The 17,400-nt window shown below is 71.0% G+C and carries 16 protein-coding genes; 15 read left to right on the top strand and 1 reads right to left on the bottom strand.

The window, feature by feature from the left end; all coding sequences use genetic code 11:
- Window position 1: 1 nt before the first annotated feature.
- Genes OHB04_RS02840 through OHB04_RS02800 form a run of 9 tightly spaced genes read left to right on the top strand, consistent with a single transcriptional unit; the run spans window position 2 to window position 6,349 of the window.
- Window positions 2-409, top strand: a complete 408-nt coding sequence (locus OHB04_RS02840; protein WP_326686080.1) for a hypothetical protein — start codon at window positions 2-4, stop codon at window positions 407-409.
- Window positions 410-412: 3 nt separating this feature from the next.
- A complete protein-coding gene (locus OHB04_RS02835) occupies window positions 413-808 on the top strand; it encodes a hypothetical protein (RefSeq protein ID WP_326806735.1) in 396 nt (131 codons plus the stop codon).
- Between the two features lie 46 nt (window positions 809-854).
- On the top strand, window positions 855-2,012 hold the full coding sequence (locus OHB04_RS02830; protein WP_326806734.1) for a beta-ketoacyl synthase N-terminal-like domain-containing protein: 1,158 nt from the start codon (window positions 855-857) through the stop codon (window positions 2,010-2,012).
- Between the two features lie 50 nt (window positions 2,013-2,062).
- Complete coding sequence (locus tag OHB04_RS02825) at window positions 2,063-2,323, top strand: acyl carrier protein (protein ID WP_326686077.1); 261 nt, start codon at window positions 2,063-2,065, stop codon at window positions 2,321-2,323.
- A complete protein-coding gene (locus OHB04_RS02820) occupies window positions 2,323-2,712 on the top strand; it encodes a 3-hydroxyacyl-ACP dehydratase FabZ family protein (protein WP_326686076.1) in 390 nt (129 codons plus the stop codon). Before OHB04_RS02825 ends, OHB04_RS02820 begins: the two co-directional genes overlap by 1 nt.
- On the top strand, window positions 2,709-3,242 hold the full coding sequence (locus OHB04_RS02815; RefSeq protein ID WP_326806733.1) for a 3-hydroxyacyl-ACP dehydratase FabZ family protein: 534 nt from the start codon (window positions 2,709-2,711) through the stop codon (window positions 3,240-3,242). The genes OHB04_RS02820 and OHB04_RS02815 overlap by 4 nt, the downstream gene beginning before the upstream one ends.
- Window positions 3,239-3,982 (top strand): 3-oxoacyl-ACP reductase FabG, encoded by a 744-nt coding sequence (fabG, locus tag OHB04_RS02810; RefSeq protein ID WP_326686074.1) that lies wholly within the window; start codon window positions 3,239-3,241, stop codon window positions 3,980-3,982. Before OHB04_RS02815 ends, fabG begins: the two co-directional genes overlap by 4 nt.
- Before the next feature lie 15 nt (window positions 3,983-3,997).
- Entirely contained in the window at window positions 3,998-4,699 is a 702-nt protein-coding gene (locus OHB04_RS02805) for a 2-hydroxychromene-2-carboxylate isomerase (RefSeq protein ID WP_326686073.1), read from the top strand.
- A gap of 51 nt (window positions 4,700-4,750) precedes the next feature.
- The gene (locus OHB04_RS02800; RefSeq protein WP_326686072.1) at window positions 4,751-6,349 is read left to right on the top strand and encodes an AMP-binding protein; all 1,599 of its coding nucleotides are present in this window, start codon (window positions 4,751-4,753) and stop codon (window positions 6,347-6,349) included.
- A gap of 3 nt (window positions 6,350-6,352) precedes the next feature.
- Here the strand turns inward: OHB04_RS02800 and OHB04_RS02795 are convergent, their stop codons facing one another.
- Entirely contained in the window at window positions 6,353-9,433 is a 3,081-nt protein-coding gene (locus tag OHB04_RS02795; RefSeq protein WP_326806732.1) for a lantibiotic dehydratase, read from the bottom strand.
- A 257-nt stretch (window positions 9,434-9,690) separates the two neighbouring features.
- On the opposite strand from OHB04_RS02795, the gene OHB04_RS02790 reads away from it, so the two are divergent.
- The 6 genes from OHB04_RS02790 to OHB04_RS02765 all read left to right on the top strand — a co-directional run bounded on the left by OHB04_RS02790 (window position 9,691) and on the right by OHB04_RS02765 (window position 17,360).
- Window positions 9,691-9,846: a hypothetical protein gene (locus tag OHB04_RS02790; protein ID WP_326686070.1), complete on the top strand. Its 156-nt coding sequence runs from the start codon at window positions 9,691-9,693 to the stop codon at window positions 9,844-9,846.
- 53 nt (window positions 9,847-9,899) lie between these two features.
- Window positions 9,900-10,787, top strand: coding sequence for a 3-hydroxyacyl-CoA dehydrogenase family protein (locus OHB04_RS02785; RefSeq protein ID WP_326686069.1), 888 nt, complete (start codon window positions 9,900-9,902; stop codon window positions 10,785-10,787).
- Between the two features lie 346 nt (window positions 10,788-11,133).
- Complete coding sequence (locus tag OHB04_RS02780) at window positions 11,134-12,690, top strand: FAD-dependent monooxygenase (RefSeq protein ID WP_326686068.1); 1,557 nt, start codon at window positions 11,134-11,136, stop codon at window positions 12,688-12,690.
- Between the two features lie 165 nt (window positions 12,691-12,855).
- Entirely contained in the window at window positions 12,856-14,208 is a 1,353-nt protein-coding gene (locus OHB04_RS02775; RefSeq protein WP_326686067.1) for a cytochrome P450, read from the top strand.
- A 150-nt stretch (window positions 14,209-14,358) separates the two neighbouring features.
- The gene (locus tag OHB04_RS02770; protein WP_326686066.1) at window positions 14,359-15,798 is read left to right on the top strand and encodes a phytoene desaturase family protein; all 1,440 of its coding nucleotides are present in this window, start codon (window positions 14,359-14,361) and stop codon (window positions 15,796-15,798) included.
- A 356-nt stretch (window positions 15,799-16,154) separates the two neighbouring features.
- Window positions 16,155-17,360 (top strand): cytochrome P450, encoded by a 1,206-nt coding sequence (locus tag OHB04_RS02765; RefSeq protein ID WP_326686065.1) that lies wholly within the window; start codon window positions 16,155-16,157, stop codon window positions 17,358-17,360.
- The last annotated feature ends 40 nt before the right edge of the window (window positions 17,361-17,400 follow it).

The following is a 17,400-nucleotide window of genomic DNA, read 5'->3' as shown; positions in this document are numbered from 1 at the left end:
CATGGTGTGGCAGGTTCCACGGACAGACGTCCTGATCAAACTGCTCGGCGCACCGCACAGGACCGAGCTGGTCACCAGCGCCCTGCGGCTCACCCAGGCGCTCCTCGACCGGGGCGCCCGGGTCCAGATCTGGGCGTGCGGCGACGCCACCACGCTGACCAGCACCTCGCTCGGCGACAGCAAGCCGCCCGACCTCACGGACCCCGGGACGGACCACCCCTCGACCGCCCAGCTCGTCCGCGAGCTGCTCGCTGCCCATCCGGACGCCCTGTACTGGTACGTCTGCCGCTTCTGCCGCGCGGACAGGGGAGCCGGAGTGCAGCTGTCCGAGGTGCGCGAGCGGCCCCCGGCCCGGTTCTGGGCGCATGTGGAGGCGTCGGACAAGGTCCTGGCCATGGGGGTGTGCTGAACGGTGAACGGTACGGGCAACACCCTCCTCGTCATCGAGCGGGCACACCGGGGCGCGGTGGAGTCGCAGTTCGCGAACACGCTCTTCTTCGCACGGGAGCTGCACCGGCAGAGCGGCGGCGTCGACGTCCTGCTCCGCGGCCTCGCCGCGGGCTTCGCCGTGGGCACCGGATTCCGCCCAGCGCTGCGGATCGCCGCCCGGAAGCTCGACACCCTGCCCCACCCGCAGCGCTCCTTGCGCAAGCTCATCGAGGACGGCGCCGCGGTGTGGGTCGAGGAGCCGGACGTCGCCGCGCTCGGCCCCAGCGCCCGCGAGCGGCTCCTGCCCGGCGTGCGCACCGTCGCCCGGCACGCCGTCACGTCCCGTTGGCCCGAGTACCGACGGATCTGGTTCTTCTGAATGCCCGGCCCGCATGCCCAGTTCAGCGAGGAAGGAGCGCACCGGAATGATCCCCGCGACCGCCCCCGGCAGCCCCGTGATCTCCGCTTGGTCGGCCGTGTCCCCCTGGGGCATGGGCCGCGCCGCGTTCACCGCCGGACTGACCTCCGGCCGTAGCGCCGTGGCCCCGCTGGACCCCGACGAGTGGGACGTGCCCTTCGACGGGGCCGCTCTCGTCCCGGACTTCGACGTACGAACCGTGCTCGGCCGCAAGGGGACACGCTCGATGGACCGGATCAGCGGCATGGCCGTCTCCGCCGTCGGCCGGCTCCTGACGGACGACTCGGGAGAGCGCCTGGGCGGAGTGGGGGAGAGGACCGGTCTCGCTCTGGGCACCAGCATGGGAAGCGCGCAGAGCATGATGGACTTCACCAGGGACTCGCTCACCAGCGCCCGCCCCTACCTGGTGGATCCGGCGCGGTTCCCCAACACGGTGATGAACTGTGCGGCCGGACAGTCGGCCATCTGGCACCGGCTCAGGGGCCCCAACGCGACCCTCGCCGGAGGCAGGGCCACCGGCCTGCTCTCCCTGCGTTTCGCGCTGCGGCTGTGCGGGGCGGGCCGGGCACCCGCCATGCTGTGCGGCGCTGTCGAGGAGTTCTCCCGCGCCCGTGCCTGGCTGGAGTGGCACGCCCGCCGGGCCACCGCCCGCACCGAAGAGGCGGCTTCGGGCGGAGCGCCCGGAGACCGGGTGCTCGGTGAGGGCGCGGCGATGTGGCTGCTCGAACGTTCCGAGGACGCGGCGGCTCACGGCCGGCGCACCCTCGCCACCCCTCTCGGCCTGGAGTTCGGCTTCGCCCGCGACGGCGGGGAGGTCCGGCCGGCCCTCGCCGCCTGCGTCCGTCGGCTCCTCGACGGCACCGGCGTCGACGCGGGCTCGGTCACAGCGGTGGCCGGGTCACAGCCTCGCGGCAGTGGTGAGGGGGAGGCGGAACGCGCCGCCCTCCAGGAGGTTTTCGAGGTCCGCCGCCCCCCGGACATCGGCTGCCCCGAGGCCTTCGGCGACACCTGCGCCGCCTCCGCGGCCTTCCAGATCACGTCCGTGCTGGCGCTGGCCGGGGCCAGCACGCTGGACGGCCCCGTCCTGGTCACCTCCGCCGAGCCGGACGGGGTCGTCGGTGCCGCGCTGCTCCACCTGCCCGGAGACGGCACGGCCGCCGGCTGACCCGCCGGGCTGCCCGGCCCCCCATCCCCCCAGGCGAAAGGCTTTCCACCATGCCCGAGAAGCCGGCGAAGGCCCCGGACCGCGACGAACTGCGCGGCATCGTGGCCGAGGTGCTCGACCTCGACACCTCCGACGTGACGGACGACGCCCGGTTCAATGAGGACCTGGGCGGTGACTCCTTGCTGGCCCTGGAAGTCATCGTGGTCCTCGAGAAGAGGTACGGGGTCAAGTTCGACGAGTCCGAGCTGCGGATGCTCCGCACACTCGCCGAGACCCACGGCCTGCTCGCCGCGAAGCTGGCGGCCGTCTGATGACGGGGCTGCCGGGACGCCCCGTCGCGGGCGCCGTGGAGATCGGCACCGTGTCCGGCGCCACGCGGCAGGTGCATCTGACGGTCTCCCCGAACGAGCCGGTGTTCGCGGGCCACTACCCGGGCTTTCCCGTGTTTCCCGGCGTGTGTCTCCTCGACTTCGTGTACCGGGGCGCGTTGGCCGTCGTCCCGGAACCGGAGCGCCCCTGGCGGCTCGACGCCGTCGAGAAGGCCCGCTTCCTCAAACCGGTGCTGCCCGGGGACCGGCTCACCGCCGATCTCGGCTGGCAGCGGCGGGAGGCGGGGTGGCGGTGTGCCGCGGCGGTCTCGACCGCCCGGGGAACCGTCGCCCACATCAGGATCAGCCTGGCGGAAGGCAGGAGCACATGAGGAGTCCTCAGACCGGGCCGAGCGGGATCAAGGAACTGCTTCCGCACCGCCACCCGATCCTGCTCATCGACCGCATCACGGACCTGGTGCCGGGGGAGCGGCTGACCGCACTGAAGGCGGTCACCTGCGACGAGCCCTGGTACGGCGGGCTTCCCGACGACGCCGACGACGAGGCCTACACCTACCCCGCGGCACTGCTCCTGGAGTCGTGGTGCCAGTCGGCGGCGGCGCTCATGGCCGCCGGGGAGCCGGACGCGGAAGCCCGCGCCGCCGGCGTCCTGCTGTTCGGCGGGATGTCGGGGGTGCGCTTCACCGGCGCCGTCCGGCCCGGCGACGCGGTGGTCCATCAGGCACGGGTGACCCGGGCGTTCGACGACACCGTCGCCTTCGAGGGGGAGAGCCGGGTGGACGGGGCCACAGTCCTGGAGGTGGGCCAGGTCATGATCGCCCGCCGTCCGGCCGATTCAGCCGATTCAGCCGATCCGGCCGGGGCGGTCGCCCCGGCCGGCCAGGGAAGGAGCCGAGCATGACCGCAGCGCCTCCGCGTCCGGTCGCCCTGGTGACCGGCGGCACGCGCGGTATCGGCCGGGCCGTCGTCCGGCGGCTCGCGACCGACGGCCATGACGTGGCGTTCTGCTACGCCTCGGACCGGGCGGCAGCGGACACGCTCACCAAGGAGGTCGGCGAGCTGGGAGGGCGCGCCCTCGCCTGCCGTACCGATGTCTCGCGGGCGGACGAGGCCCGTTCCTTCGTGAAGCGCGCGCAGACGGAGCTCGGTCCGGTCGATGTCGTGGTCACCTCCGCGGGGATCGTCCGCGACGGTCCGCTGGTGACGATGGCGGACGAGGACTGGCGGGCCGTCGTGGCGACCAACCTCGACGGCACGTATCACATTTGCCGCGCGGCGGTCTTCGAGATGATGAAGCGCAGGCGCGGCTGCGTGGTGAACATCTCCTCCGTCGCCGGAGTGCACGGGAACGCCACGCAGACCAACTACTCCGCCTCCAAGGCCGGGATCATCGGCTTCACAAAGGCACTCGCCAAGGAAGTCGGACGGTACGGCATACGCGCCAACGTGGTCGCACCCGGCTTCGTCGAGACCGACATGGTCGCCGCCATGCCGGGCCGTGCCCGGGAGGACGCGGTGGGGAGCATCCCGCTGGGGCGCTTCGGCACGCCGGAGGAAGTGGCCGACATGGTCGCCTACGTGTCCACCGCCGCGTACGTGACCGGCAGCGTGCTCCACATCGACGGCGGCATCGTTCTCTGAGAGAGGGTGTGTTCCATGGCCTCGTCACAGCAGGCCGTCCCGCGCTTCTACTTCTCCCTGCGCAGCCCGTACTCCTGGCTGGCGTACCGGCGCCTGACGGAACATCACCCCGACGTCGCGGCGTCCGTCGAGTGGCGGCCCTTCTTCGAGCCCGACGCGGACAGCGCGGCCCTGCTCCGGGAGGCCGGCGGCCACTTCCCGTACACGGACATGTCCCGGGACAAGCACCTCTACATCCTCCAGGACGTCCGGCGCTGCGCCCGGGACGCGGGACTCACCCCCGTGTGGCCGGTGGACCGCGATCCGGTGTGGGAGGTGCCGCACCTCGCGTACCTCGCCGCGGTGGACGAGGGCCGCGGGCCGGATCTTCTCCGGCGGCTCTACGAGCTGCGCTGGGAGGAGGGCCGCGACATATGTGACCGCGCCGTCGTCGCGGAGGCAGCGGCCGGACTCGGCCTGCCCGCCGGTCGGCTCGCGGCGGCGTCCGACGACTCCGGGCTGCGCGCACGCGGCATCGCCGCCCTGCGCGCCGTCGACCGGGACGGGGTCTTCGGCGTCCCGTTCTTCGTCCACGGACGCGACAAGTTCTGGGGTCTGGACAGGCTGGGCGCCTTCGTGGCGTCCGTCCTCGGTGCCCGGCCGCACGACCCGGCCCCGCCACCGGAGCTCGTCCTCGGCGCCGACGGCGACCAGGGCCACGCCGGCGGCTGCGGCTGACCTCCGCCCCTTCCCCTACCTTCGCGGCGACGCAGACGGGTGGACCGACTGATGCACCAGACCAACCTCAGCCCTGCCGTGGCCGTGAACCGATGGGCCCGGACGTCCGGGGACACCACGGCCGTGTGGTACGAAGACGTACCTGTCAGCTACGACCGGTTCGCCGCCGACGTGCGGGCCCTGGCCGACGTCCTGGCACACGGAGGCCTCCGCACCGGCGACCGCGTGGCCTGGCTCGGCCGCAACAGCGAACTGCTGCTGCGCACCGCGCTGGCGGCAGCACACCTCGGGGCCGTCTTCCTGCCGCTGAATTTCCGGCTCACCTCAGCGGAACTGGCCGCGCTGCTCCGGGATTCCGGCACCCACACCCTTCTCGCAGAGCCGGAGTACACGGACGCCGTCGACACCGGGGCCGACGACCTGCCCGTACGCAGGCACTTCCTCGTCGACACGGATCCGCGGGGCCCCTCGCCCGCGAAGGCCCCCGCCCCGTGGCAGCCCCTGTCCACCGCCGTGGTACCCGACCAGGGGCGCCCGCCCGCGACCGTACGCGCCGACGACCCCGCGCTGCTGATGTACACCTCCGGTACCACCGGCCACCCCAAGGGAGTTGTCCTGACCCACGGGAACCTGTGGTGGCACGATGTCGCCACCACAGCCGTCATCGATTCCAGCCTGCGCGACACCACGCTGGTGCTCGCCCCCATGTTCCACGTCGCGGGGCTGAGCGGCTTCACCCTGGGCACCCTCGTCCACGGCGGTACGGTCGTGGTCCGGCGTGCCTTCGACGCGAAGCAGGCCCTCGCCGACATGGCTGCCCACCGCGCGGTGAACGTCATCGCCGTGCCGGCCATGTTCACCGCCATCGCCCGCGCCCCGGGTTTCGCGGAGGCCGAGCTGTCCAGCCTGCGGACGGCCCTCGTCGGCGGGGCACCCGTGCCGCCCCAGCTCGTGCGCGACTACGCGGCACGCGGCCTCACCCTCCAGCAGGCGTGGGGGCTCACCGAGACCGCGCCGCTCGCCGCCTGCCTGCCCTCCGAACTGGTCGGCACCCACCCCGGCTCGGCCGGGTACCCGCTGCCGTACACGGACATCAAGCTCGTCGATCCGGCCACGGGAGCGGAGGTCACCGAGCCCGGCGTGCCCGCCGAGGTGCTCGTCCGCGGCCCGAACGTGTTCCGTGAGTACTGGAACGACCCGGAAGCCACCCGGCTCGCGAAGGACGAGGCGGGCTGGTTCCGCTCCGGCGACATCGGGCAGCGCGACGAGCGCGGGCTGCTGTACATGGTGGACCGCAGCAAGGACGTCATCATCAGCGGCGGCGAGAACATCTACCCCGCCGAGATCGAGCGGGTTCTCGCCGAGTACCCGGGAGTCCGGGAGGTCGCCGTGGTCGGTGCGCCGCACCCCGAGTGGGAGGAGACACCGGTGGCGGTCCTGTGCCAGGACGGCCCCGGCAGGGCGGCTCTCCAGCAACTGCGCGACTTCGCCGGCGAGCGGCTGGCCCGCTACAAGCTTCCTACGGCCGTCCACCACCTGCCCAGGCTCCCGAGGGGCGGCAGCGGAAAGGTCGACAAGGCCGCGCTGCGGGAGTGGCTGAGCACCGGAGGGGAGAGCGCGGACACGGAGGCCGAGGGGGGCGGGGAATGAGGGTCATCCGCTCCGCCGGTGGGTCAGCTCGCCCAGATGCTGCCGGGCGATACCGCGCAGAATCCCGTAACCCCGCTCCTCCCGGTCCGGTTTGATGCCGAGCAACCTGTTGTGCTGCATGTGCAGCAGCCCGCGCACAGCGATGTCGACGGTCCGCTGCTCCGCCGACCCGAGCAGGGCGCTGCCGTACCGGTGTGCGGCATCGCCCTCCGTCCACACGGACCGCATGCCGGGGACTTCCCCGGAGTCCAGGAGAGACCCCAGAACGTTCCCGGGGCGGATCAGCCGCAGGGCCTCCGCGGAGTTCTCCCGGTAGAACGACCTGGTTTTCTCGTTCTTCGCGTACGACTGCGCCACCCACTCCCACCAGGGCCAAGAGCCCAGCGCTTCGAGAAGGACACCGTGGTGGGCTGCCGCGAGCAGTTCCTCGGAGCAGTCGGTACCGCCCCGCCTGCGGGACCTGATCTGGCAGATCGCCGACCAGCTGTCCTGCGCGAAGACCTCTTCCGCCAGCGGCATCAGCTCGGCTCCGCCGTACCGGTGCACTTCCGGAACGTAGCCCGCGAGTACGAAGTCGCGTATCAGGCCCTGACGGCGGAGGTGCCGCATCGCGTCGTGCAGGGCGCCGAGGACCGGGCCGCGCAACTCCTCTTGCGGCCCGTGCAACCGCAGGCGGAGATGGGGGTCCGGGTCGCGGTAGCGGATGAAGAACCACCGGTCGACGGAGTCGGCCACCTCGGCGACGAGTCCGGGCAGGACGTCGGCGATCAGCTCGTCATGGGCCCACTCCGGGGCGTAGATCTTCGCGTGCACCCATTCGCCGCCCGGCAGAGCCTCCTGGTGTGCGGACGCCGCCGCCGGCGCACCGCTGATCAGGGCCGGTGCCGGGCGCTGGATCGTCGCACGCCGCGCGAGACCGACGACGACTTCGTGCGCGTGCAGGTCCGTCCAGCCGTACACGGACGGGTCGGCGGCCAGACTTTCGCTGATACGGACCCCGCGGCCCTGGAGCTCGCGCCGCAGCACCGCTTGATGGAGGGAGTTGTCCAGATCGAGCGAGCAGTACTCGTCTCCGAGTGAGATGTCGATGCGCCGGGGGACGTCCCACTCGGCCTGCCACCGGCGCAGTTCGCCCCGCCACGTCTGCCAGGTGAGCTTCGGGTCGAGCAGCGTCTCCGACGGCTTCCACCGCGCCGGCTTCACGATCAGCTTGCCGTAACGCACCCGAGGCAGGTACGGCATGCTCTCCAGGCTGCCCCAGCTCCAGGTCGACCACGCGGGAAACCCGCCGGCCGACACGTCGACGAGGAACCGGACGATGTCCGGCGCGATGCGTTCGAGGTTGAGGACGTGCGGGGCGACGGGCACCACCTCGCGACCGCTCTCCCCGTGGATGAGCCGCAGGGTCTTCCCGTCCGAGGTGACGGCCAGCGACCGCCAGTCGAGGTGGGCCGAACCGCCGGCGTCCGCGAGCACACCGATCGGCATCTGCCGGGGGAGGAGCCGGGGCACCTGCGCGACGTTGAGCGCACCCGGATAGCTGGGGTCGAAGTCCAGCTGGACGTACAGCGGCCCGTCGTCCCGGTGGGCGCCCATCATCTGGTGCAGGTCGTCCGCGATACCCAACGCGTCGGCGAAACGCCCGGCTGTCGCGCCCGCGGTCCGCGACCCCGTGAAGCGGGAGAGCAGCAGCTCGAAGTCGCCGAGGTCCAGGTCCTCCGTACTCCGGGAGAGAATCTGGACGCACAGTTCCAACGAGGCGGGCGGCGCGGAAGCGGGAGCCTCGCGCAGGGACTCGAAGCGGGCCACGAGGTCCTCGGTGACCGATACCTCGCGGCTGCCGGACCTGACGGTCTGGACGTACAGCTCGCTCAGCAGCGCTTCACGGCCGGAGTCGGACGGCGCCCGCTCGGGTGGCCGGCCGTCCCCGTAGGCAGCCGGGTAACCGAGGCCGCGGACGGGGTCGACCAACTCCACGACGGGTACCGGGACCTGTATCCCGTAGCGTTCGGTGAACTCGTGTGTGTAGCCCTCCATATGGCGCGCACCGGACTCCTGCGGGCCCATGCGCCACATGGCGTCCGCGAACTCCTCAAGGCACGTCCCGACGGCCTGGGGGACCTGTACGTCCGCGTCCAGCAGCAGATCGGCCTGTACGGCCTGGCGGGGGTACCGGTGGACCTCCTGCATGAGCCCGGACAGCGCGGTGAGCTGCGAAAGCCCCTGGCCGACCGGTGCAGCGGCGTACTCGGACAGGGCCGATCCGGCCCGGAGGGCGGCGTCCCCGGCGGAGCCTGCCAGGACCGTTCGCAGAGCCTGACCGCCCATGTTCCTCGGCACCATCGTCGTGATGAGGAAGCCGTTGCGGATGAGGGTCCGTACCAGCCCCTCCACGGCGGACGGCGGTGCGGGCGGCTCCGTCGAACGGGCAACGGCGCGGACCACTTCGGAGACCTCCCGCGGGGTCCTGGTGAGCGCACAGACGCGGTCGACCGCGTCGTTCCGCACTATCGAGACCTGGTTCACCTTGCCCTTGGTGCCTTCGGTGGTCCTGGCCCACGGGCAGAGCAGTTCGTTGCCGTGCTCGGCGCACAGATCGTTGAGGGCCACCGCGAACCCGCTCAGATTTCCGCCGGACAGGAACAGCTCCTCGGCGGCCCCCGTCAGCCAGCCCGCGTCCGGCCGGACCCGTTTCTGGTGGCCCGTACCGAACTTGGCGTGCGCGCCCTCTCCGACCCTGGCCCTGGCCACTCCTGCGAAGATCCCGAAGGGAGTGGGCCGTCCCGAGATCCGCAGGGCGTACTTGGTGACCGAGTGCGCCATCCGCAGGAGCCGTTTCCTGCTCGGCAGATCACCTCGGCGAATCCTGCTCAAGGCGCTGGAAAGTCCCTCGCTGGAGAGCGCGATGCCTTCTGCGAGTACCGGATCGTCGGCGATATCGCTGATGTACTCGGCTATATCGGTGTCGGCGGCCTCATTGATGTCCCGTCCCCGCCAGGCCGAGTAAAGGTTTTCCAGGTCGTCGCGGGCCGCTACGGTGGCCATCCGGAACAATGCCGTGTCCAGTGCGGCAAAAGCAGACATGATCCGTCTCTCCTCGCGTTGCGGCTGCCCCGGGAAAGGGTCTCCGGGTGCGGAGCCGGTCGCAAGACAGCTCCGTGTCCGCAAGATGCCATATGAAGAGAGCAGGCGGATCGTGCGCTTTTCCCGGCCGGTGCTGTCATCTTGATGCCATACGCTGTCCACACGGCCCGGCTGTGAGTTACGTTTTCCAAGGCGCCCATTTTCCGGACCGCCACTCCGCACGTCCTCGTCGGACTGAAGCAAATACAGGAGAAAGCATGCCGATACCTGAAGCTCTCTTCGCCGCTTCCGAAGACCGCAGGGAAGACGACTTCCGAGCCGATGTCAAGGTCATCGAGTCGGCCGAGACGTTCGACGGCCCGCTGTCCCCGACCGGCACGTCCGGTGGCCCCAGTTGGTGCAACTGCGGCTGACGGACGCCTCGGAGCCCGGCCCCTTGGGCATCGGCCCCGCTGAGGAGGGAACGATGGAGTCCGAGCAGTTCACGCACCATCTGGCCGTCCTCGGCGCCGGGGTGATGGGCACGAGCATCACGGTCACAGCCCTCGGGCACGGCATTCCCGTATGCCTCGTCGACCTCGACGACGCGACGTTGGACCGGGCGCGTGCCCGGGTCGCCCAGGAGCTGCGCCACGCGCAACTCCTGGGGGCGCTGCCGGCCGGACGCGACCCGGGCGCCCTCACCACCACGACGTCCTTCGCCGAGGCGGCGGACGCGACGGCCGTCATCGAAGCGGTCACAGAAGTGCTCGAAGTGAAGCGGAAGGCCCTGATGCGAGCGTCGGACCTGGTCCGGCCGGGGACACCGCTGATCTCGAACACCTCGGGGTTCCCCATCGGTGAACTCGCCGACGGCATCTCGCGCGCCGAGGACCTGGTCGGCACGCACTTCATGAACCCCAGCTACCTCATCACCATGGTCGAGTTCGTTCCCGGACCGCACACCTCCGAGCGCACCGTGACCGCCGCTCGCCGTCTCCTCGAGGCACTGGGCCGCAGGCCGGTCACCGTGGGGGACACCGCCGGCTTTGTCACCAGCCGTCTTCTCCACCCCATGATCAACACTGCCGCGCGGCTCGTCGCCGAGGGCACGGCCACCGCCCGGACCGCCGACCTCCTGATGCAGGGATGCCTGGGGCACCCCACCGGTCCGCTGCGCACCGCGGACCTCATCGGCCTGGACAACCTGGTCGACTCCCTCAACACCCTTCACGAGCGCACGGGTGACCCGTCCTGCCGGCCCTGCGATCTGCTGGTCGCGAAGGTCGCGGCGGGAGAACTGGGCCGGAAGTCGGGCCGCGGTTTCTACCAGTACAACGAGAACGGTGTCGAGCTGCCGGAGCAGCCCGCCTAGCAATTCACTTCAGCCTGGCCGCGCGGCGAAATTCCGGCTGTTCGGGGCGCCCGGTCCCTTCCGCGCCGCCGGTGCCATGAGCTGTGAGCAAAAGGGAAAGCGAAAGCACAACGCCACTGTGACGTTCGGCTGGAACTGACGGTGTTCTCGAAGTCGGCTGTCGCATTGCACCTTGAGGACAGGCAGCTAGTGCCCTCTTCAAGAAAGTGAAGCGGCGCGCGTCGTGGGCACACTGGGTTTGTGGACCTGGCCCCCGTCAATCGCTCACCGGCTGCTGGAGGACGTCCGGCTACTGCGCCAATGGTCATCATCGCAAGGTATCGACGCATCACTACCTGGAGCGAGAATGAGCAGTGAAGAGACGACAGACGTACTGGTAATCGGCGCCGGGCCCGCGGGCTTGACCCTCGCCAATTACCTTTCCCTCCAGGGCGTATCGGTGCGCCTCTTGGAGCGGGCTCCCGGGCCGCCCGAGCGGCTGTCGAGTTCGGTCCACGGCCCGGGGTCGGAAGTCATGCAGCGCATGGGGTCGTTGGGCAATCTGCCCAACGAGACGCCCATGCTCACCAACGCCACCGCGCACCTGGGACGGCAGCCGATCAGGCTGCGCTACACCACGCCCGGCAAGGTCAACCTGGCTCCGCCGATGCTGATCAACCAGGGCAAGATCGAGGCAGCCTTGCGGGAGTACTGGGCCGACCGCGACGGAGCCGTGGAGTGGAACAGCGTCCTGGTCGACATCGAGCAGGACGCGGACCGCGTGACCGCGGTGCTGAGCAACGGTGAGCGCGTCCACGCGAGCTGGCTGGTCGGCTGCGACGGGCCCGACAGCATGGTCCGGAAGGCGGCCGGGATCAGCTCCATCGGCCGCAGCAGCCGCTACTTGATGGTCGACGCGCACGTCAACTGGGACCTCGACAGGAACGGGCTGACGGGCTGGCTCCACCCGGACGGAAAGATCGGGGCCATGCCGATGGTCGACCCCGACGGGCGCAACAACCTGTGGCGCATCCTGGCGCTCGACCCGGAACAGGGAACGGAGAAGCCCGACGAGGACGAGATCGTCTCCCGGGTGCGTACCGTGCTGGCCGAACGCTCCCCCTACGGGGGAGTGGAGTTCCTCGACACCACGACCAAGCTCACGTTCGTCGGGCAGGGCCGGATCGTGGAGAACTACCGTGAGGGCCGCGTGCTGGTGGCCGGTGACGCGGCCCACCCGCACGTTCCCTTCGGCGGTCCCGCCATCCACACCGGAATGGGCGACTCGGAGAACCTCGCCTGGAAGCTCGCGCTCGTGATCGGCGGCAAGGCCGGCGAGGCGCTGCTGGAGACCTACCAGGGCGAGCGGCGCCCCATCGCGGAGGAAATCGTCCTCGGCAAGTCGGCGCCCAGCCAGATCGAGAAGATGCGCAACCCGGTTGTCCGCGTCCTGCGGGACCACGTCGTGGCGCCCATCGTCAAGACGCCCGGGTTCGATCAGCTGACCACGTTCTCGCACGCGAAGCTGTGGGAGACCTATCGGACCGGCCCGCTGGGCGGTGGCGCCCGGTTCGCCGCCAAACCGCGGCCCGGCGACACCGTGGGCGACCTCGAATGCGTCCACTCGGCGGATCGCCGCCGTACCAGGCTGTACGAGCAGTTCCACGGCCGGTGGGTGCTGCTCGTACCCAGGGGCGGCGCCGACCCGTGTGTCGACGTGGTGCGGCAGCACCTGGACGACGACCAATTCGTGGTCCTGGAACGCAAGGGCGCTCAGTCGTCGGGCAAGAAGGACCAGGCCGCTGCCCGCGAGGTGTGGCTGATACGCCCGGACGGCCACCTGGCATGGCGCGGCGAACCCGAGTCGCCCGGTCTCGATGAGTGGCTGGAAGGCATGCTGAGGTACGGCCGGACGAACAAGTGAGGCGGACCGCAGCCGGCCCCGCCGAGTTCCGTTGAGGCGCCCTCAGCGGGGAGGTCCTCGCGAGCCCCGGCCCGCGAGGACCTCCCCGCCCATGGCGATGCCGCCCGGACGGCACCCGGCTGCCCGCACGCGTTGTCGCGCTTGTTTGCTACGGGAGTTGCGTTGATGACAAACACCATGGCGATCCCCACCGTTGACGGCTCCCGGCTGACCGGCTCCATGAACGCACTGCGCCGCGACCCTCTGGGTACCTACCTGCGGGCCCGGCGCGACCATGGCGACGTGGTGCGGTTCGCTGCCGGGCCGCCCGGCCTGCGGCAGGAGATCTTCGCTGTCTTCTCGGCAGAGGGCGCCCAGCAGCTCCTGGCCCGGTCGGTGGGGTTCCGTAAAGAAGACTCCTTCTACGACGAGATCCGTACCCTCTTCGGGAACGGCCTTCTGACCAGCCAGGACGACGATTACCTACGCCAGCGCCGGTTCATCCAGCCGCTGTTCACCCGCCGGAAGGTCAACCTCTACGCAGCCACGATGTGCGAGGAGGTGCTGCGCATGCTGGCTCGGTGGAGGGACCCGGACCACGGCCGCAGCACCATCGACATCGCCCACGAAATGACGCGGCTGACGCAACGCATCACGATGCGCGTGCTGTTCGGTGGCGCGAGCAAGGAGGCCGGCGAGGTCGTCGACCGCTGTTTTCCGATACTGGGCACCTACATGCTCAAGCGGGCCTTCGCACCGCTGTCCATCCCGCGCAGCTGGCCCACCCCGGCCAACCGCAGAGCGATGAGCGCGCGCCGGGAGCTGTACGGCGTGTGCGACCGGATCATCCGTGAGCGCGGCGCCATGGACAGCGACAACGATCTCCTGGGACTCCTGCTGAACGCGGACGACGCCACCGGCGACCGGTTCTCCAGCGAGGAGGTCCGCGACCAGGTACTGGTCTTCTTCCTCGCCGGACACGAGACCACCGCGACAGCGATGAAGTTCGCGCTCCATCTGCTCGCCCGCTCCCCGGAGGTGCAAGCACGGGCCCGCGACGAGGTCGACCGCGTTCTGGGGTCGCGCCCGCCCGCGGTCGAGGACTTCGACCGACTGGAGTACGTCCAGATGGTGCTGAAGGAGGCCATGCGGCTGTATCCCTCCGCCCCGGGCATCACGAGGCGGGCAACGGCGGAGACGGAGGTCTCCGGCTATCTCATTCCCGCGGGCGCGACCGTCTTCCTCAGCCCGTGGGTCACCCACCGGCACCCCGCCTACTGGAAGGACCCCGGGGTCTTCGCACCCGAACGCTTCCTGCCCGAGGAGGAGGCCGAAAGACCCCGCTACGCGTGGTTCCCGTTCGGCGGCGGCCCCCGTGCCTGCATCGGGCAGTACTTCGGAATGCTGGAGAGCGTGCTCGCCGTTGCCGCGGCCCTCCAGAAGTTCGAGCTGGAAGCGGTGGACACCGAGGTACGGCTCGTCCAGAAGATGCTCCTCCAGACCGAGGGACCGGTCAGATGCCGGGTGACGCCACGGTGAGGGGCCGCGCCGCACGAGCGGCGGGGACCCACCGCGGCGGCGGGCAGCCGCCGATGGCGCGCGGGCGTTCTCCGTGCTCGCCCGGGAGTCGCGGAGCGAGTATGGTCCGCGAAGATCGGCGCGGATCGCCGAGGGAACGAGGGGATGTTCATGACCGGCGCAGTCGTCGTGGGCGCGGGCCCCAACGGGCTGGCCGCGGCGGTGACCCTCGCTCGCCGCGGGGTGAAGGTGACCGTTCTGGAGGCCGAGAGCGAGATCGGCGGCGGGACCCGCAGCGGGGCGCTGACCCTCCCCGGACTGACGCACGACCACTGCGCCGCCGTGCACCCCTCCGGGGCAGGCTCCCCGTTCCTCCGCTCGCTCGCGATGGAGCGCCACGGCCTGGAGTGGGCATGGCCGGACGTCGACCTGGCCCATCCGCTGGATCGCGGCGACGCCGCGGTGATGTGGCGCTCCCTCTCCCGCACAGCCGGCGACCTGGGGCGGGACGGCCCCGCCTGGCGACGGCTGTTCGGCCCGCTGGCGGGTTCCTTCGACGCACTGGCACCGGACGTGATGGGGCCCGCCGTCCACGTGCCCGCGCATCCGCTCGCCTACGCGCGGTTCGGATGGTTCGCGGCGCAGCCCGCGACCCTCCTGGCCCGCCGCTGGCGGACCGAGAAGGCCCGTGCCCTGTTCGCCGGGGCAGCGGCCCACCTGCTGGCGCGGCTCGACCGGCCGATGAGTTCCTCGGTGGGCTTGTTCCACCTCGTGGCGGGGCACAGCGTGGGATGGCCGGTGGCCCGCGGCGGCAGCCGGTCGGTCACGGACGCGTTGGCCGCCATGCTCCGGGCCCTCGGCGGCACCATCGAAACGGACGCACGCGTCACCTCCCCGGCCCAACTGCCGCGCAGCGACGTCGTCCTCCTCGACCTCGCTCCCAGGGCCGCCGCCGCGCTGCTCGGTGACTGGCTGCCCCCCGGAGTGCGTCGCGCCTACGCACGCTGGAGACACGGGCCGGCGGCCTTCACGGTGCATCTGGCCGTGGAGGGCGGTGTGCCGTGGACCGCGGAGGCCTGCCGGAGCGCCGGGACGGTGCATCTGGGAGGCACGTTGGAGGAGATCCGGCACTCCGAGGCGCAGATCGCACGCGGGAGGATGCCCGAGCGTCCGTTCGTGCTGCTCGCCCAGCAGTACCTCGCCGACGCCGGCCGCTCCCACGGCACCATCCACCCGGTGGACGCCTACGCCCATGTGCCTCATGGCTATCGCGGTGACGCGACCGAAGCCGTTCTGCGGCAGCTGGAGCGGTTCGCACCGGGGGCACGGGAGCGGGTCCTCGCAACGAGTGTCCGCTCGCCGGCCCAACTGGCCTGTGACAACACCAACTTCGTCGGGGGCGACATCCTGACGGGGGCGAACACCCCGCTCCAGGTGGCGCTGCGCCCGCGTCCGGCACTCGACCCCTACAGCACCGGTGTGCCGGGGGTCTTCCTCTGCTCGGCCGCCACCCCGCCCGGAGCCGGAGTGCACGGCATGTGCGGTCACCGGGCGGCACGCTCCGCGTTGCGCTTCCTCGAAACCGGCGAAGACGGCACGGTACCTGGCTGAGGCCGTTCCCACCTGCCCCGGCGCCGCCCGTCGAGCCGCCGGATTGACCTGTTGCGGTCCGCGTTCGCCCCTTGCGGGCCGTCGGTGGCAGCTTGCGGCCGTGAGCCTTGTGCGCCGGATCGGGCGATGCGTAGCGTCGACATCCGTCGAGCCCGAAGACCGCGCCAGAACCCCGAGAGTCACACCCGAGCCCTGCTTCCGCCGGTCCGACGCACCGTTCGCCGCCCGATGCCGCGAACCCCCGGCGAGCCCGGCGCACCGGCGTCCGTCGCCGGCCCGGCTCTGGGCGCGGTCGCCGGGCACAGCATCCCCGCGAGTTCGAACCGTAGCCTCGCGATTCGCTGAAGGAGTCCGCATTGTCCGACACGACGGCAGTCCCCATCGGCATCCCCACCGACCGCGAGCGAATCTTCGAACTCCCCCCGGAACTTGAGAACTTGCGCGAGCGGCGGCCGATCGGCCGGATGGTCTACGGAGACGGGCATGTGGGCTGGCTCGTGACGAGCTACTCGTTGGCCCGCACGGTCCTCGCCGACAGCCGCTTCAGCAGCCGGGCCGACCTCGCCCGTATCCCCGTCAAGCTGTCCGCCGAGGCCGAACAGGCTCGCAAGGACATCCCGCCGGGTGTGTTCCACCGCATGGACCCACCGGAGCACACGAGGTACCGCCGGCTGCTCGTCGGGCATTTCACGGTGCGCAAGATGGAGTCGCTCGTGCCGGACGTGGAGCGGGTCGTCGAGGACCGGCTGACCGCCGTCGAGCAGGCGGGACCGCCGGCGGACCTGATGCGGGACTTCGCGAAAGTCGTGCCGCTCCACGTGGTCTCGCAGGTGCTGGGCGTCCCCGAGGACGAGCACGACCGCTTCGTGCGCCATGTCTCGGTCCTCTTCGACCAGGAATCGGCAGCCGAGGACGTCGCGGCGGCGACCCGGGCCATCCACACCCAGTTCCTGGAATTCGTCGACTCCAAGAAACGGGCGGGCGCCCAGGAAGACGTGCTCGGGCACCTCGCCGGCTCGGGCGAACTGCCCGACGAGGAGGTGGCCACCGTCGGCATGGTGCTGCTGACGGCGGGATACGAGTCGACGGCCAACATGCTTGCCCTCGGCCTGCTGGCGCTGCTGGAGCACCCGGATCAGCGGGCGAAGGCGCTTTCCGACCCCGACCGGCTGGAGCGGGCCGTCGAGGAACTGCTGCGCTACCTCAGCGTCACCCATATCGGCCCCATCCGCACCGCGTTGCAGGACGTCGAACTGGGCGGCGAGAAGGTCAAGGCGGGCGATTCGGTGTCCATCGCCCTGCCGGCGGCCAACCGGGACCCCCAGCAGTTCGCCTGCCCGGCCGCACTGGACATCGACAACTCGCCGGTCGGCCACCTCGCGTTCGGCTACGGCGTGCATCAGTGCCTCGGCCAGCATCTCGCGAGGCACATCCTCCGCACGAGTTACGCGGCGGTGTTCCGGAGGTTCCCCGCGCTGAGGCTGGCCGAGGCCGCGGAGGATCTCGAGGTATGCGCCGCCAAACCCGTACTCGGGGTGTCCCGCCTGCCCGTCGTGTGGTGAGGCGAGCACCGCATTCGTCCGGTCCCGAGGACACGGCACA

This window comes from Streptomyces sp. NBC_01775, assembly GCF_035917675.1.
GTDB lineage: Bacteria > Actinomycetota > Actinomycetes > Streptomycetales > Streptomycetaceae > Streptomyces.
This window is presented reverse-complemented; position numbering and strand designations above follow the sequence as displayed.

Bases quoted from the DNA above. Each gene is read 5' to 3' on its own strand.
- OHB04_RS02785 (WP_326686069.1), top strand. From the start codon at position 9,900: ATGGAGTCCGAGCAGTTCACGCACCATCTGGCCGTCCTCGGCGCCGGG.
- OHB04_RS02830 (WP_326806734.1), top strand. From the start codon at position 855: ATGATCCCCGCGACCGCCCCCGGCAGCCCCGTGATCTCCGCTTGGTCG.
- OHB04_RS02795 (WP_326806732.1), bottom strand. From the start codon at position 9,433: ATGTCTGCTTTTGCCGCACTGGACACGGCATTGTTCCGGATGGCCACC.
- OHB04_RS02825 (WP_326686077.1), top strand. From the start codon at position 2,063: ATGCCCGAGAAGCCGGCGAAGGCCCCGGACCGCGACGAACTGCGCGGC.
- OHB04_RS02780 (WP_326686068.1), top strand. From the start codon at position 11,134: ATGAGCAGTGAAGAGACGACAGACGTACTGGTAATCGGCGCCGGGCCC.
- OHB04_RS02820 (WP_326686076.1), top strand. From the start codon at position 2,323: ATGACGGGGCTGCCGGGACGCCCCGTCGCGGGCGCCGTGGAGATCGGC.
- OHB04_RS02805 (WP_326686073.1), top strand. From the start codon at position 3,998: ATGGCCTCGTCACAGCAGGCCGTCCCGCGCTTCTACTTCTCCCTGCGC.
- OHB04_RS02800 (WP_326686072.1), top strand. From the start codon at position 4,751: ATGCACCAGACCAACCTCAGCCCTGCCGTGGCCGTGAACCGATGGGCC.
- OHB04_RS02840 (WP_326686080.1), top strand. From the start codon at position 2: ATGGTGTGGCAGGTTCCACGGACAGACGTCCTGATCAAACTGCTCGGC.
- OHB04_RS02790 (WP_326686070.1), top strand. From the start codon at position 9,691: ATGCCGATACCTGAAGCTCTCTTCGCCGCTTCCGAAGACCGCAGGGAA.
- OHB04_RS02770 (WP_326686066.1), top strand. From the start codon at position 14,359: ATGACCGGCGCAGTCGTCGTGGGCGCGGGCCCCAACGGGCTGGCCGCG.
- fabG (WP_326686074.1), top strand. From the start codon at position 3,239: ATGACCGCAGCGCCTCCGCGTCCGGTCGCCCTGGTGACCGGCGGCACG.
- OHB04_RS02775 (WP_326686067.1), top strand. From the start codon at position 12,856: ATGACAAACACCATGGCGATCCCCACCGTTGACGGCTCCCGGCTGACC.
- OHB04_RS02815 (WP_326806733.1), top strand. From the start codon at position 2,709: ATGAGGAGTCCTCAGACCGGGCCGAGCGGGATCAAGGAACTGCTTCCG.